The sequence below is a fragment of the Micromonospora sp. WMMA1976 genome (assembly GCF_027497335.1).
Taxonomy (GTDB): Bacteria; Actinomycetota; Actinomycetes; order Mycobacteriales; family Micromonosporaceae; genus Micromonospora; species Micromonospora aurantiaca.
Map to the genome: position 1 here is coordinate 1767107 of NZ_CP114912.1, position 23797 is coordinate 1790903.

At 72.3% G+C, this 23797-nt stretch carries 19 protein-coding genes; 8 read left to right on the plus strand and 11 right to left on the minus strand.

Annotated elements, in window-relative coordinates; translation table 11 throughout:
• Window positions 1-10: 10 nt before the first annotated feature.
• Both yaaA and O7546_RS08360 read right to left on the minus strand, forming a co-directional pair.
• Entirely contained in the window at window positions 11-814 is an 804-nt protein-coding gene (gene yaaA / locus O7546_RS08355; protein WP_269698064.1) for a peroxide stress protein YaaA, read from the minus strand.
• Between the two features lie 16 nt (window positions 815-830).
• A complete protein-coding gene (locus tag O7546_RS08360) occupies window positions 831-2435 on the minus strand; it encodes a hypothetical protein (RefSeq protein WP_194800904.1) in 1605 nt (534 codons plus the stop codon).
• A gap of 118 nt (window positions 2436-2553) precedes the next feature.
• On the opposite strand from O7546_RS08360, the gene O7546_RS08365 reads away from it, so the two are divergent.
• Window positions 2554-3594: a phosphatase domain-containing protein gene (locus tag O7546_RS08365; protein ID WP_269696495.1), complete on the plus strand. Its 1041-nt coding sequence runs from the start codon at window positions 2554-2556 to the stop codon at window positions 3592-3594.
• Window positions 3595-3698: 104 nt separating this feature from the next.
• Here the strand turns inward: O7546_RS08365 and glgB are convergent, their stop codons facing one another.
• The 8 genes from glgB to glgA form a co-directional block, all read right to left on the minus strand.
• Window positions 3699-5801, minus strand: coding sequence for a 1,4-alpha-glucan branching protein GlgB (glgB, locus tag O7546_RS08370; protein ID WP_269696496.1), 2103 nt, complete (start codon window positions 5799-5801; stop codon window positions 3699-3701).
• Window positions 5789-7885 carry an alpha-1,4-glucan--maltose-1-phosphate maltosyltransferase gene (locus tag O7546_RS08375; RefSeq protein WP_281600697.1) on the minus strand — a complete coding sequence of 699 codons (2097 nt, stop codon included), beginning with the start codon at window positions 7883-7885 and terminating at the stop codon, window positions 5789-5791. Before O7546_RS08375 ends, glgB begins: the two co-directional genes overlap by 13 nt.
• Window positions 7886-7889: 4 nt before the next feature.
• Complete coding sequence (locus tag O7546_RS08380; protein WP_194800908.1) at window positions 7890-8774, minus strand: SDR family oxidoreductase; 885 nt, start codon at window positions 8772-8774, stop codon at window positions 7890-7892.
• Between the two features lie 100 nt (window positions 8775-8874).
• Entirely contained in the window at window positions 8875-10590 is a 1716-nt protein-coding gene (locus tag O7546_RS08385) for a 3-ketosteroid-delta-1-dehydrogenase (protein ID WP_281600698.1), read from the minus strand.
• Between the two features lie 14 nt (window positions 10591-10604).
• Entirely contained in the window at window positions 10605-11834 is a 1230-nt protein-coding gene (locus tag O7546_RS08390) for an NADH:flavin oxidoreductase (protein ID WP_194800910.1), read from the minus strand.
• Window positions 11831-12448, minus strand: a complete 618-nt coding sequence (locus tag O7546_RS08395; protein WP_194800911.1) for a TetR/AcrR family transcriptional regulator — start codon at window positions 12446-12448, stop codon at window positions 11831-11833. Before O7546_RS08395 ends, O7546_RS08390 begins: the two co-directional genes overlap by 4 nt.
• 75 nt (window positions 12449-12523) lie before the next feature.
• On the minus strand, window positions 12524-13252 hold the full coding sequence (locus O7546_RS08400; protein WP_194800912.1) for a class I SAM-dependent methyltransferase: 729 nt from the start codon (window positions 13250-13252) through the stop codon (window positions 12524-12526).
• Window positions 13253-13367: 115 nt separating this feature from the next.
• Window positions 13368-14561 (minus strand): glycogen synthase, encoded by a 1194-nt coding sequence (gene glgA, locus O7546_RS08405; protein ID WP_228532074.1) that lies wholly within the window; start codon window positions 14559-14561, stop codon window positions 13368-13370.
• A 93-nt stretch (window positions 14562-14654) separates the two neighbouring features.
• On the opposite strand from glgA, the gene glgC reads away from it, so the two are divergent.
• From glgC to O7546_RS08425, 4 genes are all read left to right on the plus strand, one after another.
• Window positions 14655-15887 (plus strand): glucose-1-phosphate adenylyltransferase, encoded by a 1233-nt coding sequence (gene glgC, locus O7546_RS08410; RefSeq protein WP_194800913.1) that lies wholly within the window; start codon window positions 14655-14657, stop codon window positions 15885-15887.
• Between the two features lie 35 nt (window positions 15888-15922).
• Window positions 15923-17566 (plus strand): phosphoglucomutase (alpha-D-glucose-1,6-bisphosphate-dependent), encoded by a 1644-nt coding sequence (pgm, locus tag O7546_RS08415; protein ID WP_281600699.1) that lies wholly within the window; start codon window positions 15923-15925, stop codon window positions 17564-17566.
• Between the two features lie 167 nt (window positions 17567-17733).
• A complete protein-coding gene (locus tag O7546_RS08420) occupies window positions 17734-18522 on the plus strand; it encodes a GNAT family N-acetyltransferase (protein ID WP_194800915.1) in 789 nt (262 codons plus the stop codon).
• A complete protein-coding gene (locus tag O7546_RS08425) occupies window positions 18519-19652 on the plus strand; it encodes a DegT/DnrJ/EryC1/StrS family aminotransferase (RefSeq protein ID WP_194800916.1) in 1134 nt (377 codons plus the stop codon). Before O7546_RS08420 ends, O7546_RS08425 begins: the two co-directional genes overlap by 4 nt.
• On the opposite strand, the gene O7546_RS08430 is transcribed toward O7546_RS08425, so the two are convergent.
• Window positions 19543-20472, minus strand: a complete 930-nt coding sequence (locus O7546_RS08430; protein ID WP_194800917.1) for an NAD(+)/NADH kinase — start codon at window positions 20470-20472, stop codon at window positions 19543-19545. The two genes, O7546_RS08425 and O7546_RS08430, sit on opposite strands and share 110 nt — an antisense overlap.
• A 142-nt stretch (window positions 20473-20614) precedes the next feature.
• On the opposite strand from O7546_RS08430, the gene O7546_RS08435 reads away from it, so the two are divergent.
• The 3 genes from O7546_RS08435 to O7546_RS08445 are packed head-to-tail and all read left to right on the plus strand — an operon-like array spanning window position 20615 to window position 23778.
• On the plus strand, window positions 20615-21352 hold the full coding sequence (locus O7546_RS08435; protein ID WP_194800918.1) for a sugar phosphate nucleotidyltransferase: 738 nt from the start codon (window positions 20615-20617) through the stop codon (window positions 21350-21352).
• 38 nt (window positions 21353-21390) lie between these two features.
• A complete protein-coding gene (locus O7546_RS08440) occupies window positions 21391-22398 on the plus strand; it encodes an SDR family NAD(P)-dependent oxidoreductase (RefSeq protein ID WP_194800919.1) in 1008 nt (335 codons plus the stop codon).
• Between the two features lie 36 nt (window positions 22399-22434).
• Complete coding sequence (locus tag O7546_RS08445) at window positions 22435-23778, plus strand: O-antigen ligase family protein (protein ID WP_194800920.1); 1344 nt, start codon at window positions 22435-22437, stop codon at window positions 23776-23778.
• Window positions 23779-23797 lie beyond the last annotated feature (19 nt).

Sequence of the window (23797 nt, forward strand, 5' to 3'; positions counted from 1 at the left end):
AGCCCGCGGCTCAGAGTTCGGTGACCACCAGGTCGACCTGCCGGGGCCGCCCGGCCGCCCGGGGCGCCTCCTCGACCGTGTACTTCAGCTCCCGCAGCGCCCCCACCAGGGCGTCGGCGGTACGCGGCCGGGCGTCGGCGAGCAGCAGATCCCGCACCAGCCGGCCCTTCGTGGCCTTGTTGAAGTGGCTCACCACCGACCGGGTCGGCGTGCCGTCCACGATCCGTTCGTGCAGCACCCGCACCGTCACCGTGCGTTCGGCGAGCGCGCCGCGCGGCGTCCAGGTGGCCGCGTACGCGCCGGACCGCAGGTCCAGCACCGGGCCGCGTCCGGCGGCCGGCTCCAGCACCGGGCCGAGCGCCTCCCGCCAGTACGCCGACAGCGCGCCGAGCCCCGGCAGCCGCGCTCCGATCGGGCAGCGGTACGGCGGGATCCGGTCGGCGAGGCGTACCGCGCCCCACAGGCCGGAGCTGATCAGCACCTGGCGGCGGGCCGCCCGCTGCGCGTCGGGCGGCAGCGTGTCCAGACCGAGCGCCTCGTAGAGCACGCCGGTGTAGAGCCGCCCGGCCGGCGCGGTGGCCGCCTCCCGCAGCCGGGCGTTGCGCCGCAGTTCGCCGCGCTGCCCCTCGGTGAGGCCCAGCGCGGTCCGGGCCGCCGTCTCGCCCGGCCCGGCGCACAGGTTGACGAGCGCGGTCAGGACCGCCTCCCGGGCCGGGTTCAGCTCGGTCAGGGACAGCCGGGACAGGTCCAGCCGGCGGCCGGTGCCGGCCTCGGCCTTCCCCTCCGACGGGGGCAGCAGGATGAGCACCGGCACAGCGTACGGGCCGGGGTCAGCGCCACGGCCGGACGGCACGCTCGGGGTGGTACACGCGACTACCGCCCACCTCGGCTACCACCGCCGCGTCGGCGCGGTCTCCCAGCAGCCGCCGCAGCGTGCGCTCGGCCGGGGAGCCGGCCGCCACCACGTACCCGGGCCGGTCCGCGCGCGCCACCCGCTGCCAGTACGCCGGATAGCGGTTCTGCCCGGGAGTGAGGGCGCCGTCGAGCACACCGCAGGCGACGGTCTCCCCGGTGTTGAAGATCAGCCGGTTGCAGGTCCAGTAGTCCCCGTACACCTCGTGCAGACCGGCCTGCCGCACCGTGTCGGCCAGGCGGCGGGCGGTACGCTCCTCGTCCCGTACGCCCGGCACACCGGTCAGGAATGCCACGGTCCCGGCGACGGTGGCGGCGGTCAGCCCGGCCAGCACCGCCGCCGCCGTGGCGCCGCCCAGCCGGGCCGCCCGTCCGGCGGTGCCCCGCACCGCGTGCGCGGCGGCCAGCCAGAGCGGCCACAGTACGGCCGGCAGCGAGATCTGGAGCACCGACAGGTAGCGGGCGTTGCCGAGCGGGTCGGTCGCGGCGAGCGGACTGCGCACGTACGCCAGAAGTGTCAGCGCCGCGCCCACGACCAGGGCGAGGATCGCCACGGCCCGGACCCGCGCGGCGTGGTCGGCGGCCCGGCGGTACGCGAGCAGCCCGAGCCCGGCGGCGGCCACCAGCAGCACCGGGTAGAGCACGCCGAACCACTGCGCCCAGCGCGCGCAGCCGTCCATCGGGCACATGCCCGACGCCAGCGGCACCCCCTCCAGCAGCCCGCCGCGCAGCCGCTCGGCGAGCGACGGCGCGACCCCCTCCTTGGTGCTGATCTCGCGGAACACCGACAGCGAGTCCTGCCCGGGCGGCGCGACGAGGTTGTCCTTGACCACCGGGGCGATCCCGGCCAGGAAGCCCACCACCAGCAGCACACCCGGCCAGCCGATCAGATCCCGGGGCACCGCCACGGCGAGCACCACCGCCGCCACCAGCAGGTACGGCGCGATCAGCCAGTCCGACCACAGCGCCAGCCCGGCGAGCAGCCCGAACGCGCCGGTGGCCAGCCAGTGGTGCCGGATCCGCCGGTCGCCGAGGGCCACCGCGATCAGCAGCATCGCCAGCACCGCCGGCTTGACCTCCGGACGGCCGCCGACCACCGTGAGCTGGTCGCGGACCACCCGCTCCGAGCCGAGCGCGAGCAGGCCCACCACGACCACTGCGAGCCAGGGGGAGAACAGGCGGCGGGTCAGCCGGTACGCCAGCCACAGGAAGACCGCGAAGAGCGCCAGCAGGGGCAGCCGCAGCAGCGGCCAGCTCGGCCCGGCCCAGCCGACAAGCGGCGCGGCCAGGTACGACTCCAGCACGCCCATGTAGCGCTGGCCGTAGAGGAAGACCGGCCGCTCACCGCGCTCGGCGATGTGCAGCGCGGCCAGGCCGAACGTGGCCTCGTCGCTGTTCGACGCGGGCACCGTGAGCAGCGTCAGCACCAGCCGGTAGCCGACGGCCGCGACGCCGAGCAGCAGCGCCACCAGCGCCGGCGCGTCCGGACGCGGCAGTACCCGGTCCCGCTTCGTCGTCGACACGACAAACGCCCCCGTCGTCGTCCCGACCGCAGTCTGTCACGGCGGCGCCCGCCGCCGGGTCGGATCGGCGTGGATCACTCGCGTGGCCCGGCCGGTCCGGTTGTGGCACTGTTGCCGTGTGCCGCCCACACCACCGGACCAGCTTGCCGTTCCGCAACTGCACCGCGCCGCGCGCTTCGAGGACGCCGTGCACGGCCTGGTGGAGCGCCGGTTGCGGCGCACCGGGTGGCAGCCCAACATCATCGCGTACGCGGGCTACGGCGCCCCCGGCTGGGCGCGCGTGCTCTGCCGCGTGCTGCTCGGGCGTCCGGACACCCGGCGGCGGGGCCGGCTGGACAAGGTGCGGGGCTGGCGCAGCTTCGCCACGCTGCCCGCCAAGCACGTGAAGGTGACCATCGAGGCCGACGGCGTGCGCCAGGAGGTGACCGCCGACCGCAGCGGCTTCGTCGACACCGTGATCGAGGCCGACTTCGCCCCCGGCTGGGGCTGCGTACGCCTCAGCGTCGCCGACGCCGAGCCGGTGGAGGCGCTGGTCCGCGTGCTCGACCCGGCCGTCCGGTTCGGCATCCTCTCCGACATCGACGACACGGTCATGGTGACCGCGCTGCCCCGGCCGCTGCTCGCCGCGTGGAACACGTTCGTGCTGGACGAGCACGCCCGCACGGCGGTGCCCGGCATGGCGGTGCTGTACGAGCGGCTGGCCACCGCCCACCCGGGCGCGCCGGTCTTCTACCTGTCCACCGGCGCCTGGAACGTCGCGCCGACGCTCACCCGGTTCCTGTCCCGGCACCTCTACCCGGCCGGGCCGCTGCTGCTCACCGACTGGGGGCCGACCGCGGACAGGTGGTTCCGCAGCGGCCGGGAGCACAAGCGGGCCACGCTGGCCCGGCTGTCCCGGGAGTTCCCCGAGGTGCGATGGCTGCTGATCGGCGACGACGGACAGCACGACCCGGAGATCTACCGGGAGTTCGCCGCAGCGCACCCGGACCACGTGGCCGGGGTGGCGATCCGGCAACTGTCCCCGACCCAGTCGGTGCTCGCAGGCAGCCTCCCGGCACCGGCGGGCCGTTCGTCGTCGGGCCCGATCGGCCAGAAGTGGCTGAGCGCCCCCGACGGCGCCGGCCTCTGGAAGCTGCTGCGCGAAGCCGACCTGGTCTGACCGTCTTTTGCTTCTCCGCGTCGATCATGAAGTTGACGGCGTTGTGGATCTCTTAGAGTGCCGCCAACTTCATGATCAGCGGGGGTCGCGGGGCCGGCACGGGGTCAGCGGGGGGAGAGCCAGAGGACGCCCAGCGGGGGGACGCGCAGCGCCACCGACGCGGGCAGGCCGTGCCACGGCACGTTCTCGGCGTGCACCTCGCCCAGGTTGCCCACGCCCGACCCGCCGTAGTGGTGGGCGTCGGTGTTCAGCGCCTCCGCCCACGTACCTGCGGCCGGGAGGCCGATCCGGTAGTCCTCCAGCGGAGTCGCGGAGAAGTTCGCCACGCACACCAGCGTCTGCCCGTCCGGGGCGATCCGGATGAACGACACCGCGTTGTTGGCGACGTCGTCCCCGGCGATCCAGCGGAAGCCGGCCGGGTCGGTGTCCTGCGCCCAGAGCGCCGGGCTGGCCCGGTAGACGCGGTTCAGGTCGGCCACCAGCCGCTGCACGCCGGCGCGCGCCGGGTCGTGGGTCAGGTACCAGTCGAGGCCCCGCTCCTCGCTCCACTCCCTGTCGTCGGCCAGCTCGCAGCCCATGAACAGCAGTTGCTTGCCCGGGTGCGCCCACATGTACGCCAGCAGCCCTCGCACGGTGGCCAGCCGCTGCCAGGTGTCGCCGGGCATCTTGCCCGCCAGTGACCCCTTGCCGTGCACCACCTCGTCGTGGCTGATCGGCAGCACGTAGTTCTCGCTCCACGCGTACGCCAGCGAGAACGTGAGCTGATGGTGGTGGTGCTGCCGGTAGATCGGGTCCTTCGAGGTGTAGAGCAGGGTGTCGTGCATCCAGCCCATGTTCCACTTGAAGCCGAACCCGAGCCCGCCCTCCGAGGTCGGCTTCGTGACGCCGGGCCAGGCGGTGGACTCCTCGGCGATCATCAGGACGCCCGGGTGGTGCCGGTAGACGGTGGCGTTGACCTCCTGGAGGAACGCGATCGCCTCCAGGTTCTCCCGGCCGCCGTGCACGTTCGGCGCCCACTGCCCGTCCTGCCGCGAGTAGTCCAGGTAGAGCATCGACGCGACCGCGTCCACGCGCAGCCCGTCGATGTGGAACTCGTCAAGCCAGTACAGCGCGTTGGCGACGAGGAAGTTGCGCACCTCGTTGCGGCCGAAGTCGAAGACGTACGTGCCCCAGTCGGGGTGCTCGCCGCGACGCGGGTCGGGGTGCTCGTACAGCGGGGTGCCGTCGAAACGCGCGAGCGCCCACTCGTCCTTCGGGAAGTGCGCCGGCACCCAGTCCAGGAGCACGCCGATGCCGGCGGCGTGCAGCCGGTCCACCAGGTACCGGAAGTCGTCCGGGTCGCCGAACCGGGCGGTCGGCGCGTAGTAGCCGGTGACCTGGTAACCCCACGAGCCGCCGAACGGGTGCTCCATCACCGGCAGGAACTCCACGTGGGTGAAGCCCATCTCCAGCACGTACGCGGTGAGCTGCTCGGCCAGCTCCCGGTAGCCGAGGCCGGGTCGCCACGAGCCCAGGTGCACCTCGTACACGCTCATCGGCTCCTGGTGCGGCGCCTGCCGGGACCGGCGCGCGAGCCAGTCCGCGTCACCCCACTCGTACCGTGACTCGTGCACCACCGACGCGGTGGCCGGCGGCACCTCGGTGCGCGCGGCCATCGGGTCGGCCTTGTCCCGCCACCGGCCGTCGGCGCCGAGGATGCGGTACTTGTAGCGGCTGCCCACCGGCATGCCGGGCACGAAGATCTCCCACACGCCGCTGGAGCCGAGCGAGCGCATCGGCCACCCGTCGTCCGGCGCCCAGCCGGTGACGTCGCCGATCAGCCGCACCGCGCGCGCGTTGGGAGCCCAGACGGTGAACGCGACGCCCTCGTCGAAGACGCGGGCGCCGAGCGCCGCCCAGAGCCGCTCGTGCCGGCCCTCGCCGATCAGGTGCAGGTCGAGGTCGCCGAGCGTGGGCGGATAACGGTACGGGTCGTCGTGCGGCGTGCCGTCCACCTCGACCCGGTAGTCGAGCACCTCGCCGGGGAGCACCGCCTCGAAGACACCGGCGTCGTGCACCCGCTTCATCGGGTGCCGTTCGCCGTCGGCGAGCACCGTCACCTCACCCGCGCCCCGGCGCAGCGTCCGGATCGTGGTGCTCCCGTCGGCCGGATGCGCGCCGAGCACGGCGTGCGGGTCGTGTACCTCGCCGGCGATCAGCTGGTCCATCGGGCGTCGTCCTTGTCGGCCGGTGCGGTCGGGGCGGTGCCGCCGGAGAGGTCGGCGGGTACGTCTTCCACTGTCAGGTCGGGCGCGGCCGGGTGCTCCGGCTCGGCGGGGGCCGGTGCGGCCGGGCGGCGCACGGTGAGCACGTGCGCCGGTTGCAGGTACGGGTCCAGGCGTACCGCGTTGCGCTGTCCCCAGTCGTACTCGGCGCCGGTCAGCTCGTCGCGCACGGTGAACCGCTCGTGCCAGTCCAGGCCGAGCGCCGGCATGTCGAGCGTGGTGTTGCCCCACTGCACCTCGCGGGAGTCGAACGAGCAGACCACGATCACCGTGTTGCCGGTCTCCGGGTCGTGCTTCGACCAGCACAGCAATGCCGGGTTGTCGATGTCGTGGAACCGCAGGTTGCGCAGCCGGTGCAGGGCGGGGTTGTCCCGGCGTACCCGGTTCAGCGTGGTGATGAACGGCGCCAGCGACCGGCCCTGCGTCAGCGCGGCGTCCCAGTCCCGGGGCCGCAGCTCGTACTTCTCGTTGTCCAGGTACTCCTCGGCGCCCGGCCGCGCCACGTGCTCGAACAGCTCGAACCCGGCGTACATGCCCCACGAGGGGGACAGCAGCGCCGCCAGCACCGCCCGGATCTTGAACATCGGCGGCCCGCCGTGCTGCAACGACGAGTGCAGGATGTCCGGCGTGTTCGGCCAGAAGTTCGGCCGCATCCAGTCGACCGAGGCGACCAGCTCCTCGCAGTACTCCCGCATCTCGGCCGCCGTCGTGCGCCAGGTGAAATAGGTGTACGACTGGGTGAAGCCGATCTTGCCGAGGCCGTGCATGATCGCCGGCCGGGTGAACGCCTCGGCCAGGAACAGCACATCCGGGTCGACCTTCTTGACCTCGGCGATCAGCCAGTGCCAGAAGTCGAACGGCTTGGTGTGCGGGTTGTCCACCCGGAAGATCCGGATGCCCTCGCCGACCCAGTGCAGCACCACCCGCAGCACCTCGGCCCGGATGCCCTCGGGGTCGTTGTCGAAGTTCAGCGGGTAGATGTCCTGGTATTTCTTGGGCGGGTTCTCCGCGTACGCGATGCTGCCGTCGGCCCGGGTGGTGAACCACTCCGGGTGCTCGGTGACCCACGGATGATCCGGCGCGCACTGCAACGCCAGGTCCATCGCCACCTCCAGCCCCTGCTCGGCGGCGGCCGCGACGAAGTCGCGGAAGTCCTCCGGCGTACCCAGGTCGGGGTGGATGGCGTCGTGGCCGCCCTCGGCCGCGCCGATCGCCCACGGCGAGCCCACGTCGTCCGGCCCGGCGGTGAGCGCGTTGTTGCGGCCCTTGCGGTTGACCCGGCCGATCGGGTGGATCGGCGGCAGGTAGAGCACGTCGAAACCCATCGCCGCGACACCCGGCAGCCGCTCGACCGCGGTGGCGAACGTGCCGGAACGGGCGGGCGCGTCGACGGTGGCCGGGACCGCGCCCTCGGAGCGGGGGAAGAACTCGTACCAGGCGGAGAAGAGCGCCCGCGGCCGGTCCACCCAGAGCGTGCGCTCCTCGCCGGTGGTGACCAGCTCGCGGACCGGGTGCTCCCAGAGCAGGCCGGCCAGATCCAGCGCCGCGCTCACCCGCCGCGGCAGGTCCAGGCCGTCGTCGGCCAGGGCCCGCACGGCTTCGCGTACGCGATCACGGTCGACCTTCGGCACCAGGTCGAGCGCGGCGGTGAGCACGCGTACGCCCTCGGCCAGGTCGTTCGCCAGCTCGGCCGCGCCCTGGCCGACGGCGAGCTTCTTGGTGACCGCGTTCTGCCAGGTGAGGTACGGGTCTTGAAACGCCTCCACGGCGAAGCGCCACAGGCCCACCGCGTCCGGGCGGATGGTGGCGTGCCAGCGGTCCTGGCCGGGCTCGCCGGGGCGCATCCGGGTGAACGGGCGGGCCGCGCCGTCCGGGCCGAGCCAGACCACGTTGCACCCGAGCGCGTCGTGGCCCTCGCGATAGGCCCGTGCCGACACCGGCACGACCTCGCCGACCACCGCCTTGGCCGGGTAGCGACCGCAGGAGACGACGGGGGAGACGTCTTCGATCGGGAACCGTCCAGTCACCCGCTCAACCTACTGCGCGAGATCCTCTCGCGCTCGGTTGCGCGCTGCTTCCACGGCGCCACGCCTTGGCGCGCCGCATGTAACGCAGCACCCCGGCCGGCCCGGTGGAGACGGGCCAGTCGTCGGTGCGGAAGTAGGCGTCCGAGCCGCCGTCCAGGAAGATCACCGAACCGCAGAGGAAGTCGGCGGCCGGCGACAGCATGAACGCCACCCACTCGCCGACGTCCGCCGGCCTGCCGCGCCCGCCGATCGGCACCGGCAGCCCCTCGACCGCCTCCTTCTCGCCCCGGGCGATCTGCTCCTCCAGCAGCGGGGTGGCGATGATGCCGGGGGCCAGGACGTTCACCCGGATGCCGGCGCCGGCCCACTCCGGCGAGATCGCGGCGTGGCGTGCCCACCGCGTCACCGCCAGCTTCGAACTCGCGTACGCGAACGGCGCCGAGCGCTTGCCGAAGCGCCCCACCACGCGCAGCGCCCTGTCGGCGTCGCGGTCGAGCAGGGCCCGTACGGCGCGCTCCGGCACCATCGGGGTGAGCGTGACGGAGTTCGAGCCGAACACCACCACCTTGCTGTTGCCGGCGGCGGCCAGCGCCGGTCGCCACGCCTCGAGCAGCTCCACCACGCCGAAGAAGTTGACCTGCTGCACGAGCCGGTCCCGGCCGGGGATGCCGCCGAGCCCGGCGGCGCAGACCGCCCCGTCGAGCCGCCCTCCGGCGCGCTCCAGCACCTCGGTCGCCGCCGCCGCGCGCCCGGCCGGCGTGGAGAGGTCGGCGACGACCTCCACGTCCCGCAGGTCCACGCCGACGACTGTGTGCCCGTCGCGCCGCAGCCGCTCGGCGGACGCCCGGCCCATGCCGGAGGCCGCGCCGGTCACCGCGTACGTACCCATGTCGGTTCCTCTCCGCTTCGCCGGCGGTCGGTCCGGGCCGGCCCCGTGCGTCTGCCGGATGCTGGCACGCGGGGCGGGCCCGGGTGCGACAAAACCGTGCCTATTCCGCCGTCCGGCGGCCCTCGGCCCGGTCGGCGGCGGGGAGCTTGCCCGCCGCGTGCCGCCCGACGATGTAGCCGTAGACCAAGCCCTGGCCGATGGTCGCCCCGGCCCCCGGGTAGGTGCGGCCGAAGGCGTTGGCGGCGGCGTTGCCGATCGCGTACAGCCCGGGGATCGGTGTCCCCGCGTCGGACAGCGCCCGGCCGAGGCCGTCGGCCCGGACCCCGCCGCAGGTCCCGAGGTCGGACAGGACGACCCGGACGGCGTACAGGTTGCCGGCCAGGGGCCGCAGGTTCGGGTTGGGCGTCACCGTCGGGTCGCCGTAGTAGCGGTCGTACGCGCTGGCGCCACGCGCGAAGTCGTAGTCGACGCCCGCGGCGGCGAGCTGGTTGAACCGCGCCAGCGTGGCGCTCAGCGCGTCGGCGTCCACGCCCATCGACCGGGCGAGGTCACCCGGGGTGCCCGCGCGGTGCGCGATGCCCGCCGCGTACCAGGACTTCGGCAGCGGGGCGCGGGGGAAGTGCGTGCCGGCGAAGACGTAGCTGTTGCGGTACCGCTGGTCGAAGACCAGCCACATGGCCGGCAGTGCTCCGACCTCGTGGGCGAGGCCGAGCACCCGCTGCCCGAACGTCATGTAGTCGCAGGACTCGTTGACGAACCGGCGGCCCGTGCCGTCCACCATGAGCGACCCGGGCAGGGAACGCTCGGCGAGGAGCACCGACGGCGCGGCGTCGCCGACCGGCGCGACGGCGGGGAACCACCACGCCTGCTCCATCAGGTCGGTGCCGGCGCCCGCCGCCTGGGCGGCGCGGATCCCGTCGCCGGTGTTGCTGTCCGCGCCGAGGCTCCAGTCGCCCAGGTCGCGGTGGTGGTGGACGTGCCGCAGCGGCAGGTCGTGGTCGAAGCCGCCGGTGGCGAGCACGACACCTCGCTCGGCCCGTACGGTGAACGTCGTCTCCCCGTGGCGCAGCTCGGCCCCGACGACCCGGTCCCCGTCGACCAGGAGCCGCTCCAGCGCCGTCCCGGTCCACACCGGGATGCCGGCGCGGCGGACGCCGGCGAACAGGCCGGCGGCGATGGCCTGGCCGCCGGCGGCGTACTCGCGCCCGAGCGCGAGGCCGCCGAGACCCTGGGCGAGGCGGGTCACGATGCGGGGCAGCGCGCGGACCGGGGTCCTCGCCATCAGGTTGAGCCACTTGTAGTCCGCGCCGGTGACCGGCATGGGCACTGGCGCGGAGAGGACGGCGGGACGCAGCCGCGCGCGGTCGGCGCCGAGGACCTTCAGGTCGAGCGGGCGGCACTCGCAGCTCCGGCCCTCAGCGGTGCCGCCGGGCAGCTCCGGGTGGTAGTCGGAGTAGCCGCGAGCCCAGAGGAACCGCATCGGGGTGGTCCGCGTGAGCATCTCGATCGTGGCGGTGCCGTGCTCGAGGAAGCTGCGCCAGCGCTGGTCGGGCGCGGAGCCGTCCACGACTGCCTCCAGGTACGCCGCGCCGCGCTCGGGCGTGTCCCCGGAGCCCTCGGCGGCCAGGACGGGGTTGGCGGGGATCCAGAAGGCGCCGCCGGAGCGGGCTGTGGAGCCGCCGACCCAGCGCGACTTCTCCACGACCACGACGGAGAGGCCTGCCTCGTGGGCGCTGAGCGCGGCGGCGAGGCCGGTGCCGGAGCCGATCACGACGAGGTCGACCGAGGCCGGCTGGGGCTGCCGGGGTACGGACATCGGGGGACTCCTTGCTACGGGGCGACGACGGGCCGGGTGCCGGCGGCGACGAGCGCCGCCGTCCCCTCGGCGTCCAGGGGACAGTGGGTGCCGGTGAAGATGCTGGCGGCGCAGAGGTTGCAGTGGGTGCAGCGCGACCGGGTGGTGGCGTCGCGGCTGATCTTGCTGATCAGATCCGGCTCCCGGAGCAGGGCGCGGGCCATCGCGACGTACTCGAAGCCGTCGCTCATGGCCGTGCGCATCCCGTCGAGGTCGGTGATGCCGCCGAGCAGGATCAGCGGCATGGACAGCTCACGGCGGAACTGGAGCGCGAGGTCGCGGAAGTAGAGCGGCTGGTAGGGGTAGTCGTGGAACAGGAACCGGCCGAACATCTTCATGCCGAGCCGCAGCAGCGGCGGCTGGGGCGCGGCCATCGCCGCGAGCGGGATGTCGCCCCGGAACAGGAACATCGGGTTGAGCAGCGAGGACCCGCCGGTGAGTTCCAGGGCGTCCAGGTGCCCGTCGGCCTCCAGCGTCCGGGCGAACGGGATCGACTCGTCGAGGTCGAAACCGCCGCGTACGCCGTCGCTCATGTTCATCTTGGCGATGACGGCCACGTCGTCGCCGACTGCTTCCTTGACGGCGGCCAGGATCCGGCGCGGGAACTCGGCGCGGTTGGCCAGCGCACCGCCGAACTCGTCCCGGCGCCGGTTGAGCTTCGGCGACAGGAACGATCCGGCGAGGTAGGTGTGGCCCAGGTGCACCTCGACGGCGTCGAAGCCCACCTCGCGGGCCGCCGCGGCGGCGCTGCCGTGCGCGGCCACGACGCGGCGGATGTCGTCGTGCGTCGCGGCGCGGTCGAAGCCCATCGCCAGGGGGTTGAACCGCGCCGACGCGGCGAGCGAGGGCAGCCCGTTCGAGCGGGAGTTCGCCACCGGCCCGGCGTGCCCGATCTGGGCGCTGACCTTGGCGCCGGTGGCGTGCACCGCCTCGGTCAGTCGCCGCAGCCCGGGCAGCGCCTCGGGCCGCCAGTAGACCTGGCCCCGTTCGGTGCGTCCCTCGGGCGCGACGGCGAGGTAGGCGACAGTCGTCATGCCGACGCCGCCGCGGCCCACAGCGGTGTGGTAGTCGATCAGGCGGTCGGTGACCAGGGCGTCCGGGGTCGCCCCCTCGAAGGTGGCGGACTTGATGACCCGGTTGCGCAGGCGAACCGGACCGAGGGTGGCGGGGGCGAGCGGGTCGGGGATCGGGCGCGTGGTGGTCACGGGGCTTCCTCGGGTGTGGTGATGCGGATGTCCAGCAGACGCAGCAGGGCGTCGACGGCGTGGGAGGGCGAGCCGTCGGGGCCGCCGCGGGCCCAGTCGTACAGCGCGGCCTGGGCCGCCTCGCGGTACGCGGCGGCGACGGCGTGGCAGATCGCCCTTGGCGCTCCCGGTCGACGCCGGGCGATCTCCCGGGCGAGGGCCTCGGTCCAGGGCGCGTAGGCGCGGGCGGAGGCTTCCGCCAGTTCGGGTTCCTCGGCGACGACCCGCATCCAGTACCCGCCCGCGCTGAGCACGAGCGCGTCGTCGGAGACGGAGGCGACCACTGCGGCGCGCAGCGCGTCGGACAGCGGGACGTCGAGGGGCAGCGCGCGGAACGTCTCGGTCAGCCGCCGCGTGGCGGCGGGCACCCCCACCCAGGCGAGGGCGGCCTTGGACGGGAAGTGCCGCATCAGGGTGCGGGCGCTGATCCCGGTGGCCGCGGAGAGGTCGTCCCAGCCGGTGGCGCCGTAGCCGCGCTCCGACCAGAGCCGCAGGGCCGCGGTGCCGACCGCTTCGGGATCGAGCACCGTGGGCCGGCCGCGTCGGCGCCGCGCGGGCGGGTTGTCCGAGGCCATGCGGCAAGTGAAGCATTTTTGGCGGGAAGCGTCAATAATCGGTGACCGCCCTGCGACGTGACCCGCGCTCCGCCTCTAGCTCGTCCGCTGCGCGACGAACACGAACTCCCGATCGGGGCGATCAGGCGCCTGCCGCACGTCGAGCACCCGGTATCCGGCGGCGGTCAGGCTCGACTCGACCTCGTCGCGGTCGCGGAACCGCAGCGTCGAGTCCGACGTGACCACCGCCCCGTCGGACAGGAAGCGGTAGGTGAAGCGGAAGGACACGAACGGCAGGTCGATCGCGGTTACCCGAAAACGCCGTTCCACCCGCCCGACGCCCGGGGCGGATCGGATGACCGGGCCGGTGTCCGTCGCCCACTCCTCCCAGGCGCGATGGTCGGGACGCCGGGTCTCGAAGACGAGATGCCCCTCCGGCCGGAGCGCGGCATGGATGCTCCGGAGCGTCCGTCCCCAGTCGGCGTCGGTCAGGAAGACCTGCGCCACGTTCCCGGTCATCGTGGCCAGGTCGGCGTCGAGCGCGGGCAGCGCCGCGGCGTCGCCGTGGATCCAGTGGACCGCGCCGGCCCCGTCCTTGGCCCGCGCGACGTCGAGGGACGCCTCGGCCGGGTCGACGCCGACGACCGCGTGTCCGTGCCGGGCCAGCAGGACCGCCAGCGACCCCGTCCCGCAGCCCACGTCGAGCACCGTGCGCGCGCCCAGCTCCCCGGCGAGCGCGAGGTAGGCGGCCAGGTCGTCCCGGTCGGGGTCGAAGGCGTCGTAGACCGGCGCGAGACGCGGATGGGCGAAGATCGCATCGGGCATCGGGCGACCCTAACCCGGCTTGTGGCGCCCGCACGTCGTAGCGCCCGGCGAGGTGGGCCGCGCCCGTTGATAAGGGGCCCTTCCTCTACCGGAGGCGTTAACAGGGTGCCCCTCCTTACACCCCCACCGAGCGGTAGACGTCGAGCGTCTGGCGGGCGATCGCGTCCCAGGAGAAGTGCTCCACCGCCCGCCGCCGCCCCGCCGCCCCGAACGCGGCGATCCGCTCCGGGTCGGCCAGCAGCTCGTTCATGCGCGCGGCCAGGTCGGCCACGAACCGCTCCGGGTCCAGCGGGGTGCCGGAGCCGTCGCCGGCCTGCTCGATCGGCACCAGCAGCCCGGTCTTGCCGTCGGCGACCACCTCGGGGATGCCGCCGGTGGCGGTCGCCACCACGGCGGTCTCGCAGGCCATCGCCTCCAGGTTGACGATGCCCATCGGCTCGTAGACGGACGGGCAGGCGAAGACCGTGGCGTGGGTGAGGACCTGGATCACCTCGTGCTTGGGCAGCATCGCCGCCACCCAGATCACCCCGGACCGGGTGGCCCGCAGCTCCGCCACGAGGCCCTCCACCTCGGCCGCGATCTCCGGGGTGTCCGGCGCGCCGGCGAGCAGCACCAGCTGGGTGTCGGCGGGCAGTTCCCGGGCCGCCCGCAGCAGGTACGGCAGGCCCTTCTGCCGGGTGATCCGCCCGACGTAGACGACGCTCGGCCTCCCCGGGTCGATGCCGAGCCGGTCGAGCACGTCGGTGCCCGGGTCCGGGGCGTACTGCGCGGTGTCGATGCCGTTGTAGACCACGCGTACCCGGTCGGGGTTCACCGCCGGGTACGCGGTGAGCACGTCGCGCCGCATGCCCGCGCTCACCGCGATGATCGCGTCGGCCGCCTCGAACGCGGTCCGCTCGCACCAGGAGGAGAGCGCGTACCCGCCGCCGAGCTGCTCGGCCTTCCACGGCCGCAGCGGTTCCAGGCTGTGCGCGGTCACCACGTGCGGCACCCCGTGCAGCAGCTTTGCGGTGTGCCCGGCCAGGTTGGCGTACCAGGTGTGGCTGTGCACCACGTCGGTGCCGGCCGTCCCGGCGGCCATCTCCAGGTCGACGCCCATGACGCGCAGCGCGGCGTTGGCGCCGGCGAGCGCGGCCGGCTCGGCGTACGCGGTGACGCCCTTCTCGTCGCGCGGCGCGCCGAAGCAGTGCACCCGCACGTCGGCGAGCCGGCGCAGCTCACGGGCGAGGTATTCCACGTGCACCCCGGCACCGCCGTACACCTCCGGCGGGTACTCGCGGGTGAGCAGGTCGACGCGCATCGGTGCCATGCCCGCACCCTAGTGCAGAGCGCCACGTCGCACGCGGTGGCAAGTGTGGGCGTCCGAGTGGTGAAGTCGGTTCCGGGTCGTTAGCGTCTGAGCATGGCTGCCAAGGTGCTCGCGATCGTCCTGGCCGGCGGGGAGGGCAAGCGCCTGATGCCCCTGACGACCGACCGGGCGAAGCCCGCCGTCCCCTTCGGCGGGATGTACCGCATGGTCGACTTCGTCCTGTCCAACCTGGCGAACGCCGGCTTCCTCAAGATCGTCGTCCTGACCCAGTACAAGTCGCACTCCCTGGACCGCCACATCACCAAGACGTGGCGGATGTCGACGCTGCTCGGCAACTACGTCACGCCGGTGCCCGCGCAGCAGCGCCGCGGCCCGTGGTGGTTCGCCGGCTCGGCCGACGCGATCTACCAGAGCTTCAACCTGATCAACGACGAGCAACCCGACTACGTGATCGTCTTCGGCGCGGACCACATCTACCGGATGGATCCCCGGCAGATGGTCGAGGACCACATCGCCTCCGGCGCCGGGGTGACGGTGGCGGGCATCCGGCAGCCGCTGTCGACGGCCGACCAGTTCGGCGTGATCGAGGTCGGCGAGGACGGCAAGCGCATCCGCGCGTTCCGGGAGAAGCCCACCGACGCGGTCGGGCTGCCCGACGCGCCGGACGAGATCTACGCCTCGATGGGCAACTACGTGTTCACCACCCGGGCGCTGTGCGAGGCGGTCGAGCGCGACGCGGCGGACAAGACGAGCAAGCACGACATGGGCGGCAGCATCATCCCGATGCTCGTCGAGCGCGGCGAGGCGAACGTCTACGACTTCAAGGACAACGAGGTGCCCGGCAGCACCGACCGCGACCGCGGCTACTGGCGGGACGTGGGAACGCTCGACTCGTTCTACGACGCGCACATGGACCTGATCAACGTGCACCCGGTGTTCAACCTCTACAACTTCGAGTGGCCCATCTACACCGAGCAGCCGCCGTACCCGCCGGCCAAGTTCGTGCACGCCTGGGGCGAGCGCGTCGGCCGCGCGGTCAGCTCGATGGTCTCGCCCGGCTCGGTGATTTCCGGCTCGCTGGTGGAGAACTCGATCGTGGCGCCGAAGGTGAAGGTCCACTCGTGGGCGCACGTCGACGGGGCAGTGCTGATGGAGGGTGTCCAGATCGGCCGCCACGCGGTCGTCCGGCGCGCGATCCTGGACAAGAACGTCCACGTCCCGGAGGGCGCCGAGATCGGCGTCGACCTGGAGAAGGACCGCCAGCGCTACACCGTCTCCGACAACGGCATCGTCGTCATCGGCAAGGGCCAGCGCGTCGAGCCCTGAGCAGTCCCCACCGCATCAACGAGGAGGATCCCGCAGTGGCCCACCCCCGTGCCGGCCAGCCCGCACAGCCCGCCGACCTGGTCGACGTGCCCCGGCTGGTCACCGCCTACTACGCCGAGCACCCGGACCCGGACGACCCGGCGCAGCAGGTCTCCTTCGGCACCTCCGGGCACCGCGGATCCAGCCTCCGCCACGCGTTCAACTCCGACCACATCCTCGCCGTCACCCAGGCGCTCTGCGACTACCGCCGCGAACAGGGCCTTTCCGGGCCGCTGTTCCTCGGCCGGGACACCCACGCGCTCTCCGCGCCCGCCGAGGCCGACGCGCTGGAGGTGCTCGCCGCCAACGACGTCACAGTGCTGCGCGACAGCCGCGACGGCTACACCCCGACGCCCGCCGTCTCGCACGCCATCCTCACCCACAACCGGGGGCGCACCAGCGGCCTCGCCGACGGCATCGTCATCACCCCGTCGCACAACCCGCCGTCCGACGGCGGGTTCAAGTACAACCCCACCCACGGCGGGCCCGCCGACACCGACGCCACCAAGTGGATCCAGGACCGCGCGAACGCCATCCTCGCCGCCGGGCTCAAGGAGGTGAAACGTATCCCGTACGCGCGGGCGCGCGCCGCCGCCACCACCGGGGAGTACGACTTCCTCGCCCGGTACGTCGACGACCTGCCCGCCGCGCTGGACATCGACGCGATCCGCGACGCCGGGGTGCGCATCGGCGCGGACCCGATGGGCGGGGCGAGCGTGGCGTACTGGGGCGAGATCGCCGAACGGCACCGCCTCGACCTCACCGTGATCAACCCGCTCGTGGACCCGACCTGGCGGTTCATGACGCTCGACGGCGACGGCAAGATCCGGATGGACTGCTCCTCGCCGAACGCGATGGCCTCGCTGATCGCCGCCCGGGACGACTACGCGGTCTCCACCGGCAACGACGCCGACGCCGACCGGCACGGCATCGTCACGCCCGACGGCGGCCTGATGAACCCCAACCACTACCTGGCCGTGGCGATCGGCCACCTGTTCCGTACCCGGGAGCAGTGGGGCCCGGCCGCGGCGGTGGGCAAGACGCTCGTCTCCTCCTCGATGATCGACCGGGTCGCGGCCGACCTGGGCCGGCCGCTGCTGGAGGTGCCGGTCGGGTTCAAGTGGTTCGTGCCCGGCCTGCTCGACGGCACCGTCGGCTTCGGCGGCGAGGAGAGCGCCGGCGCGTCCTTCCTGCGCCGCGACGGCGGCACCTGGACCACCGACAAGGACGGCATCCTGCTCTGCCTGCTCGCCGCCGAGATCATCGCCACCACCGGCCGTACGCCCAGCGAGCACTGGGCCGAGCTGGCCGACCGCTTCGGCGCGCCCGCGTACGCCCGGATCGATGCCCCGGCCGACCGGGCCCAGAAGGCCGTCCTGGGCAAGCTGTCGCCGGAGCAGGTCACCGCGACCGAGCTGGCCGGTGAGCCGATCACCGCGATCCTCACCACCGCGCCCGGCAACGGCGCCGCGATCGGCGGGCTCAAGGTGACCACCGAATCGGGCTGGTTCGCCGCCCGCCCGTCCGGCACCGAGGACGTCTACAAGATCTACGCCGAGTCGTTCCAGGGCCCGGAGCACCTGGCCCGGATCCAGGAGGAGGCCAAGTCGCTGGTCGACGGGGTGCTCGCCACCGCCTGACCGCTCGGGCGGCCGGCGTTCACCGGGCGGGTTTCTGCCTGAAATCCACCCTTGCGAGTGGTCTGCGTCCTATGGTGTGGGCCATGTCGGTCGTCCCGCGTCCTGCGCCTCTGTCGGATTCGATGTCGCCCGTATCCGGCACACATGCCACGGCTGCTCCACCCGACGTGCACGTCCGTCCGGCGGTGGTCGCCGACGCCGCCTGGCTGGCCTCGGTCAGCCAGGCGTCGTTCGTCCGTCACCTCCATGACTATCTGACTTCGGCCCAGCCCGGCGTCGGACGGTTCTGGGAGGTCGTGCTGGCGCATCCGGCATCTTTCCCCGGCCGTTGTTTCCTGGTGGCCGAGACCGACGGCGGCGAGCGGCTGGGCTTCGCGGACCTGACGCTCGTCGAGCCGGGACTCGCGCACCTCTCCTACATCTGCGTGGTCCGAGCCGCGCGTGGCCGGGGCGTCGCTCGCGCGCTGCTGCGGGCGTACCTCGTTCGCCATCCCGGCGTCCGGAGAATGCAGCTCGACGTCTTCGCGGACAATCCCCCCGCCCGGGCATTGTATGACCGGCTCGGCTTCACCACCGAGTCCACGAGCACATGGTGGGTCACGGACGTCGCACCCGACCGATCCGCTCCGTTCGCCGGCGTACGGCTCGACGGTCTGCACGCCGCCCGTGCCTGGTTCGACACCTACGGATTCGGCGAACTCACGGCCGTCGTCGGTGACTCCGACGTACGGTTCGGTCGCCCGAGCGCCCGCGTGCTGCGCTGCTTCGACGTCGCGACCCTACGGCAGCCGGCGGTCGTCGCCGCCGTGCTGCGCGAGTTCCCCGAGATCGATCGTGTGCTGGTCATCGCGCCGGGTGACATCCCGCCACCCAGCGCCACCGGTGCCCTGCGCGCCGCCAACCGCTCGCTGAGGATGTCCACAACCGAGATCCGCACCCGACTGGAGCTGCCGTGACGAGGACGATCGCCAAGACCGCCGTCGACCCCGACGGCTTCCGCACTCCGAGCCTGTACTACGGCGCGGCCCGGGAGGGGATGCGGGACCTTCTCGCGCAGCCCGAGGTGTGGCGAGGCGAGCAACGCGACATCCTGTTGCCGTCATTCATCGGCTGGTCGGCGCACGAGGGCAGTGGCGTCTTCGACCCGGTGACCGATCTGGGTCTCGACCCCGGCTTCTACGATCTGACCCCGGACCTCGCGGTGGACCTGTCGTCGCTGGAGGCCCGGCTCGCCGAGCGCCGGTACGACGTGGTCGTGGTCATCCACTACTTCGGCCGTACCGAGCGTGCGGTCGGGCGAATCCGTACCCTGACCGATCGGCACGGGGCACTGCTGCTGGAGGACCTCGCGCACGCCTGGTTCACCCACGCGCTCGGTGGTCCGGCCGGGCGCACCGGGGAGGTGTCGCTCTACTCCCTGCACAAGATGCTGCCGATGCCGGGCGCGCGCGGCGGGATGGTGACCTACCGAAACCCCGATCGACTCACCGGCCAGCGCGAAACCGCGCCCGAGCTGGCGCGACACCTGCTCAACTACGACACGCTGGGCGTCGCCCGGCGACGTCGGCAGAATTTCCGCGCCCTCACCGGCTTGCTCGGCGCGTTGCCGGAACTCGGTGATGCCTTCGAGCTGATCTGGCCCGAGCTGGACGAGGACGACGTGCCGCAGACGTTGCCGGTGCGGATCCTCGGGGACGGACGCGAGAACCGTGACCACGTCTACGCCGAGATGAACCGCGAGGGCTACGGCATGGTCAGTCTCTACCACACGCTCATCGAGCACCTCCGCGACCACCCGACGACGGCGCGCCTCGCGCGGCACATCATCAACTTCCCGGTGCACCAGGACGTCGAGCCGGACGACTACCCCGAGCTGGTCGAGTGCTTCCGCCGGGCGTTGAACTCGGCTCCTGGCCAGGACCGCGCCGCTGCCGTGCCGTGGGCGGAGAGCGACGCCGGGGGACGCGGCGCCACCGTCACCGCGGCGGGGGCAGCTTCCGGCGGTCGAGTTGCTCCCGTAAGCCCTCCGGCAACAGCTCGCGCAACTGGTCGGGCAGCAACGGCAGGTCGAGCAGGCTCAGCTTGAGCTGGTTGCGCTCCTGGTAGCGGCGCGGATCGAGGCGGACGACGCGGCCGGCGTCGCGGACGTATCGGACGTGCACCGAGCCCTCCGTCGCCGCCTGACGGATCAGCAACCCGTCCATCTCCACCGCCACCGGCGCGGAATCCGGGCGTAGCTCCAGGTGCACGCTCTCGTGCGCGGAGAGCAGCACCGATCGGGAGATCCCGGCCATCGGTGCGGAGGGCGTCACCACCATCGCCTCGGTCGCGGGCGAGATCAACGGCCCACCGGCTGCGTAGCTGTACGCGGTGGAGCCGGTGGGCGTGCTCACCACCAGTGCGTCGCACCGGTAGTAGCCGTAGCGCTGACCGTCGACCGCTAAGGTCGCGGTGACGAAGCCCGCCCCGGGCTGCCGGACCAGGGCGATGTCGTTGAACGCCACCACGTCGTCGCCGCAGACGTCGCAGGCCAGGCAGGCGTGCGACTCGACGGTGAAATCGCGTGCCACCAGCCGCTCCAGTGCTCGCGGCAGGTCGGGCGGTTCCACCTCCACCAGGAAGCCCAGCCGTCCCAGGTGCACCCCGAGCACCGGCTTCGGATCGCGGACAGCCATCCGCAGCGCGCCCAGCATGGTGCCGTCGCCGCCGATGCTGATGAGCGCGTCGCAGTGAGCGGCGAGGTCACCGACGGGGACCGCTTCCACCGAGGCCGGCACCCGGTGCCGGTCCTCGCATCTCACGGCAAGGGTCTTGCTGTGCCGGGCCGCCCACCGCGCGATCGTCTCCACCACCTCGGAGACGTTCCGGGTCGGGTGCAGCACCAGCCCGAACACATAGCCCGCCACCCGTACAGCTCATCACACCGGAATGCGGACCGTCGGGGGTACGCGATGCGGAAGCAGATGATTCGGGTGTATGGGATTTTCCCGTACCCTGTCGGCCCTTTCGTCGTTGGACGCAGGTGGAGTGGGGACGAACGGAGGGTCGATGCATGCCGTGATCATGGCGGGTGGCGCTGGAGTGCGACTCCGTCCCTACACGTCGACCCTACCGAAGCCGCTCGTGCCGATCGGGGACAGCTACGCGATCCTTGAGATCGTGTTGCGTCAGCTCGCGGCCCGCGGGTTCACCCACGTGACGCTGGCGATCAACCACCTCGGGGCGCTGATACGGGCGTTCGTCGGCGACGGCTCGCGATTCGGGCTGACGGTCGACTACGTCGAGGAAGACCGGCCGCTGTCCACGATCGGCCCGCTCTTCGGCATCCGGGACCGGCTGCCCGAACACTTCCTCGTGATGAACGGCGACGTGCTCACCGATCTCGACTACGTCGACCTGCTGACCACGCATCAGCGGTCGGGGGCGCCACTGACGATTGCCACCTACCGGCGGACGGTCAAGATCGACTTTGGCGTCCTCGAGTTGGCCGGCGACAAGATCACCTCGTTCGCCGAGAAGCCGGTCCTCCACTACCGGGTGAGCATGGGCGTCTACGGCCTCTCCCGGAGCACCATCGCCCGCTATCAGGTCGGCCGGCCCTTCGGGTTCGACCAACTGGTCCTTGACCTCCTGGACCGGGGCGAGCCGCCGGCGAGCTACGAGTGCGACGGCTACTGGCTCGACATCGGTCGCCCGGAGGATTACGACGAAGCAAACCGTTGCTTCGCTGACGTTCGGGACATGCTGCTGCCCGCCGGTGCGCCGGTGACGGCCGGCACGAGTTGAGCCGACCGGGTGGCCGGCCGGCAACGAGGAGGAATGCCATGACCACGCACTCGTACGGCGACCCGGTGGTGGTGACCGGAGCCGGTGGCTTCATCGGATCCCACCTGGTTGAAGCACTCGTCGGCGCGGGTCACCGGGTGCGTGCCTTCGTGCACTACAACGGTGCCGGCACTCACGGCTGGCTGGACGCCCTTGGGGAGGACCAGAGAGCGGGCGTCGACGTGGTCGCCGGCGACATCCGCGACCGGGGGATGGTGCAGCGGCTCGTCGACGGCGCCTCCGTCGTCTACCACCTGGCCGCCCTGGGCGGTATCCCGTACTCCTACCTGGCACCGCAGTCTTATGTCGAGACGAACATCACCGGCACACTCAACGTGCTGGAGAGCGCCCGGACGGCCTCGGTCGGCCGTGTGGTGGTGACCTCCACGAGCGAGGTGTACGGGACGGCCACCACCGTGCCGATGACCGAGGAGCATCGGTTGCGCGGGCAGTCGCCGTACTCGGCGTCGAAGATCGGCGCTGACAAGCTCGCGGAGAGCTACCACCTCAGCTTCGGCCTCCCGGTCGTGACGCTTCGACCGTTCAACACGTACGGTCCACGGCAGTCGACCCGAGCCGTCATTCCCACCATCATCAGCCAGTTGGCGAAGGACGAGGGAAAGGTCCGGCTGGGCGCGCTCGGTACCACCCGCGACCTGCTCTACGTGACCGACACCGTCGCAGCCTTTCAAGCGGTCGGTACCGCTGCCGATGACGCCGTGGTGGGTGGGGTGTTCCAGGCAGCGACTGGTCGGGAGACGTCGATTGGTGATCTTGTCAGGAAAATTTCCGCCATCTTCGGCGTCCAGCCGGAGCTGATCGTCAGCGACTCCCGGTTGCGTCCGCCGGAATCCGAGGTGGAACGCCTGGTCGGCGATCCTGGTCTCCTGCGGGCGCGGACTGGTTGGCAACCGACCAAGGACATCGACGACGGGCTGAAGGCGACGGTCGAGTGGTTCCTCGATCCCGCCAATCTCGCCCGCTACCGCTCGGACCGGGCGGTGTGACCGGTCAGCAGGCGCTGCCCGAGAGGATCCGGTGTGATGGTGGCGTATGACCACGCCCGTTTGCCTGGTGCGTTCGGCCGATCTACCCGTGGATCGTTCGGCGCACCAGTGCGGAGCAAGGCACGGGAGGGCGGGCGGCTCTCGGCAGTGTTGCGGGCCGCAGCGGTGGTGATGCTGCTCAACTTCGACGTGTTCCCGCGCCTGATGGGCCGAAGCTTTCTGGTCGTAGCGGTGCTCCTGGCGGTGCCGCTGGCTCTGCACGAGATCCTTCGGGTGTCCTCTCGCGCCAGGGTGGTGGTCTTCTGGAGCTTATTGATCTTCGGCATCCTGGCGTCGCCGGGAATCCTCTCACCCCCGCAGACGGAGTACGGCCAACAGAAGCTCCTGCTTCTCGTGACCTTGACGATGGCAGCGGCGCTGGCAGTCGCGTTGCTGCGCGGCAGGCGCGACGTCGAGATGTTCGCCGCCCTGTTCGCGCTGTGCGGTCTGGTGCTCGCTGTCGCCGCAATGACCGGCGAATCGGAGGCCGGTCGGGCGAGCGGCTTCGGATCCAATCCGATCTGGCTGGGGCGGGCGATCGGTGGCGGAATTCTTGCCCTGACCTGGCTGTGCCTGCGCAAGCGCATCACGGCCACCTGGGCCGCCGGCCCGATGGTGCTGCTCTTCCTCGGCCTGTTCGCTACCGGCTCCCGAGGGCCCTTGCTGGCGACCGTCCTCGCTCTGTTCGTCCTCGTCCTCGCCGGGCTCCGGATGCGCAAGAGCCGTCGTGCGTGGGGCGCCCTCGCGCTGATGGGAACCCTGGCGATGGCCGTGGCCGCCATGCCCTCCTTGATTCCGACCCGGATGTATGAACTGGTGGTGGATCCGAGCGACGAACTGTTCGACAGCACCCGGGCGACGATGCGGGAGGTCACGCTGCCGATCATCGCCGAGCACCCCGGCGGAGTCGGGTACGGCAACTGGGGAATCCATGCCGGGATGGAAATCCACAAGTACCCGCACAACCTGTGGTTGGAGTTGCCGGCCGAGGCCGGCTGGCTGGTGGCCGGTGCGTTCGGCCTGGCAGTCCTGACCGTGGTCACCGGACTGTGGCGCGCTGCCCGGCGTGATCCCGCCGCCGGGTTCGTTCTCGCCCTGGTGGCGTTCTACGCGGTGGCGGTGTCGACATCCGGCGACATAAACGGGGACCGTCCACTCTTCGCCGCACTGGCTCTCGGCGTGCTCGTCCTGTCCGGGGCCACGATGCCCAGGGTGTGGCGCCGGCCGCGGACAGGCCGGGCGGGAGTTGGCGGGCGTGGTATGCCACCACCTCCGTCGGTCCATCCGTGGCGCGGTGCCGGGCTCCCCGTACCGATCGGTCCGGCCAGGGGCGTCGAGTGAGATGGCGACCTTTACTGCG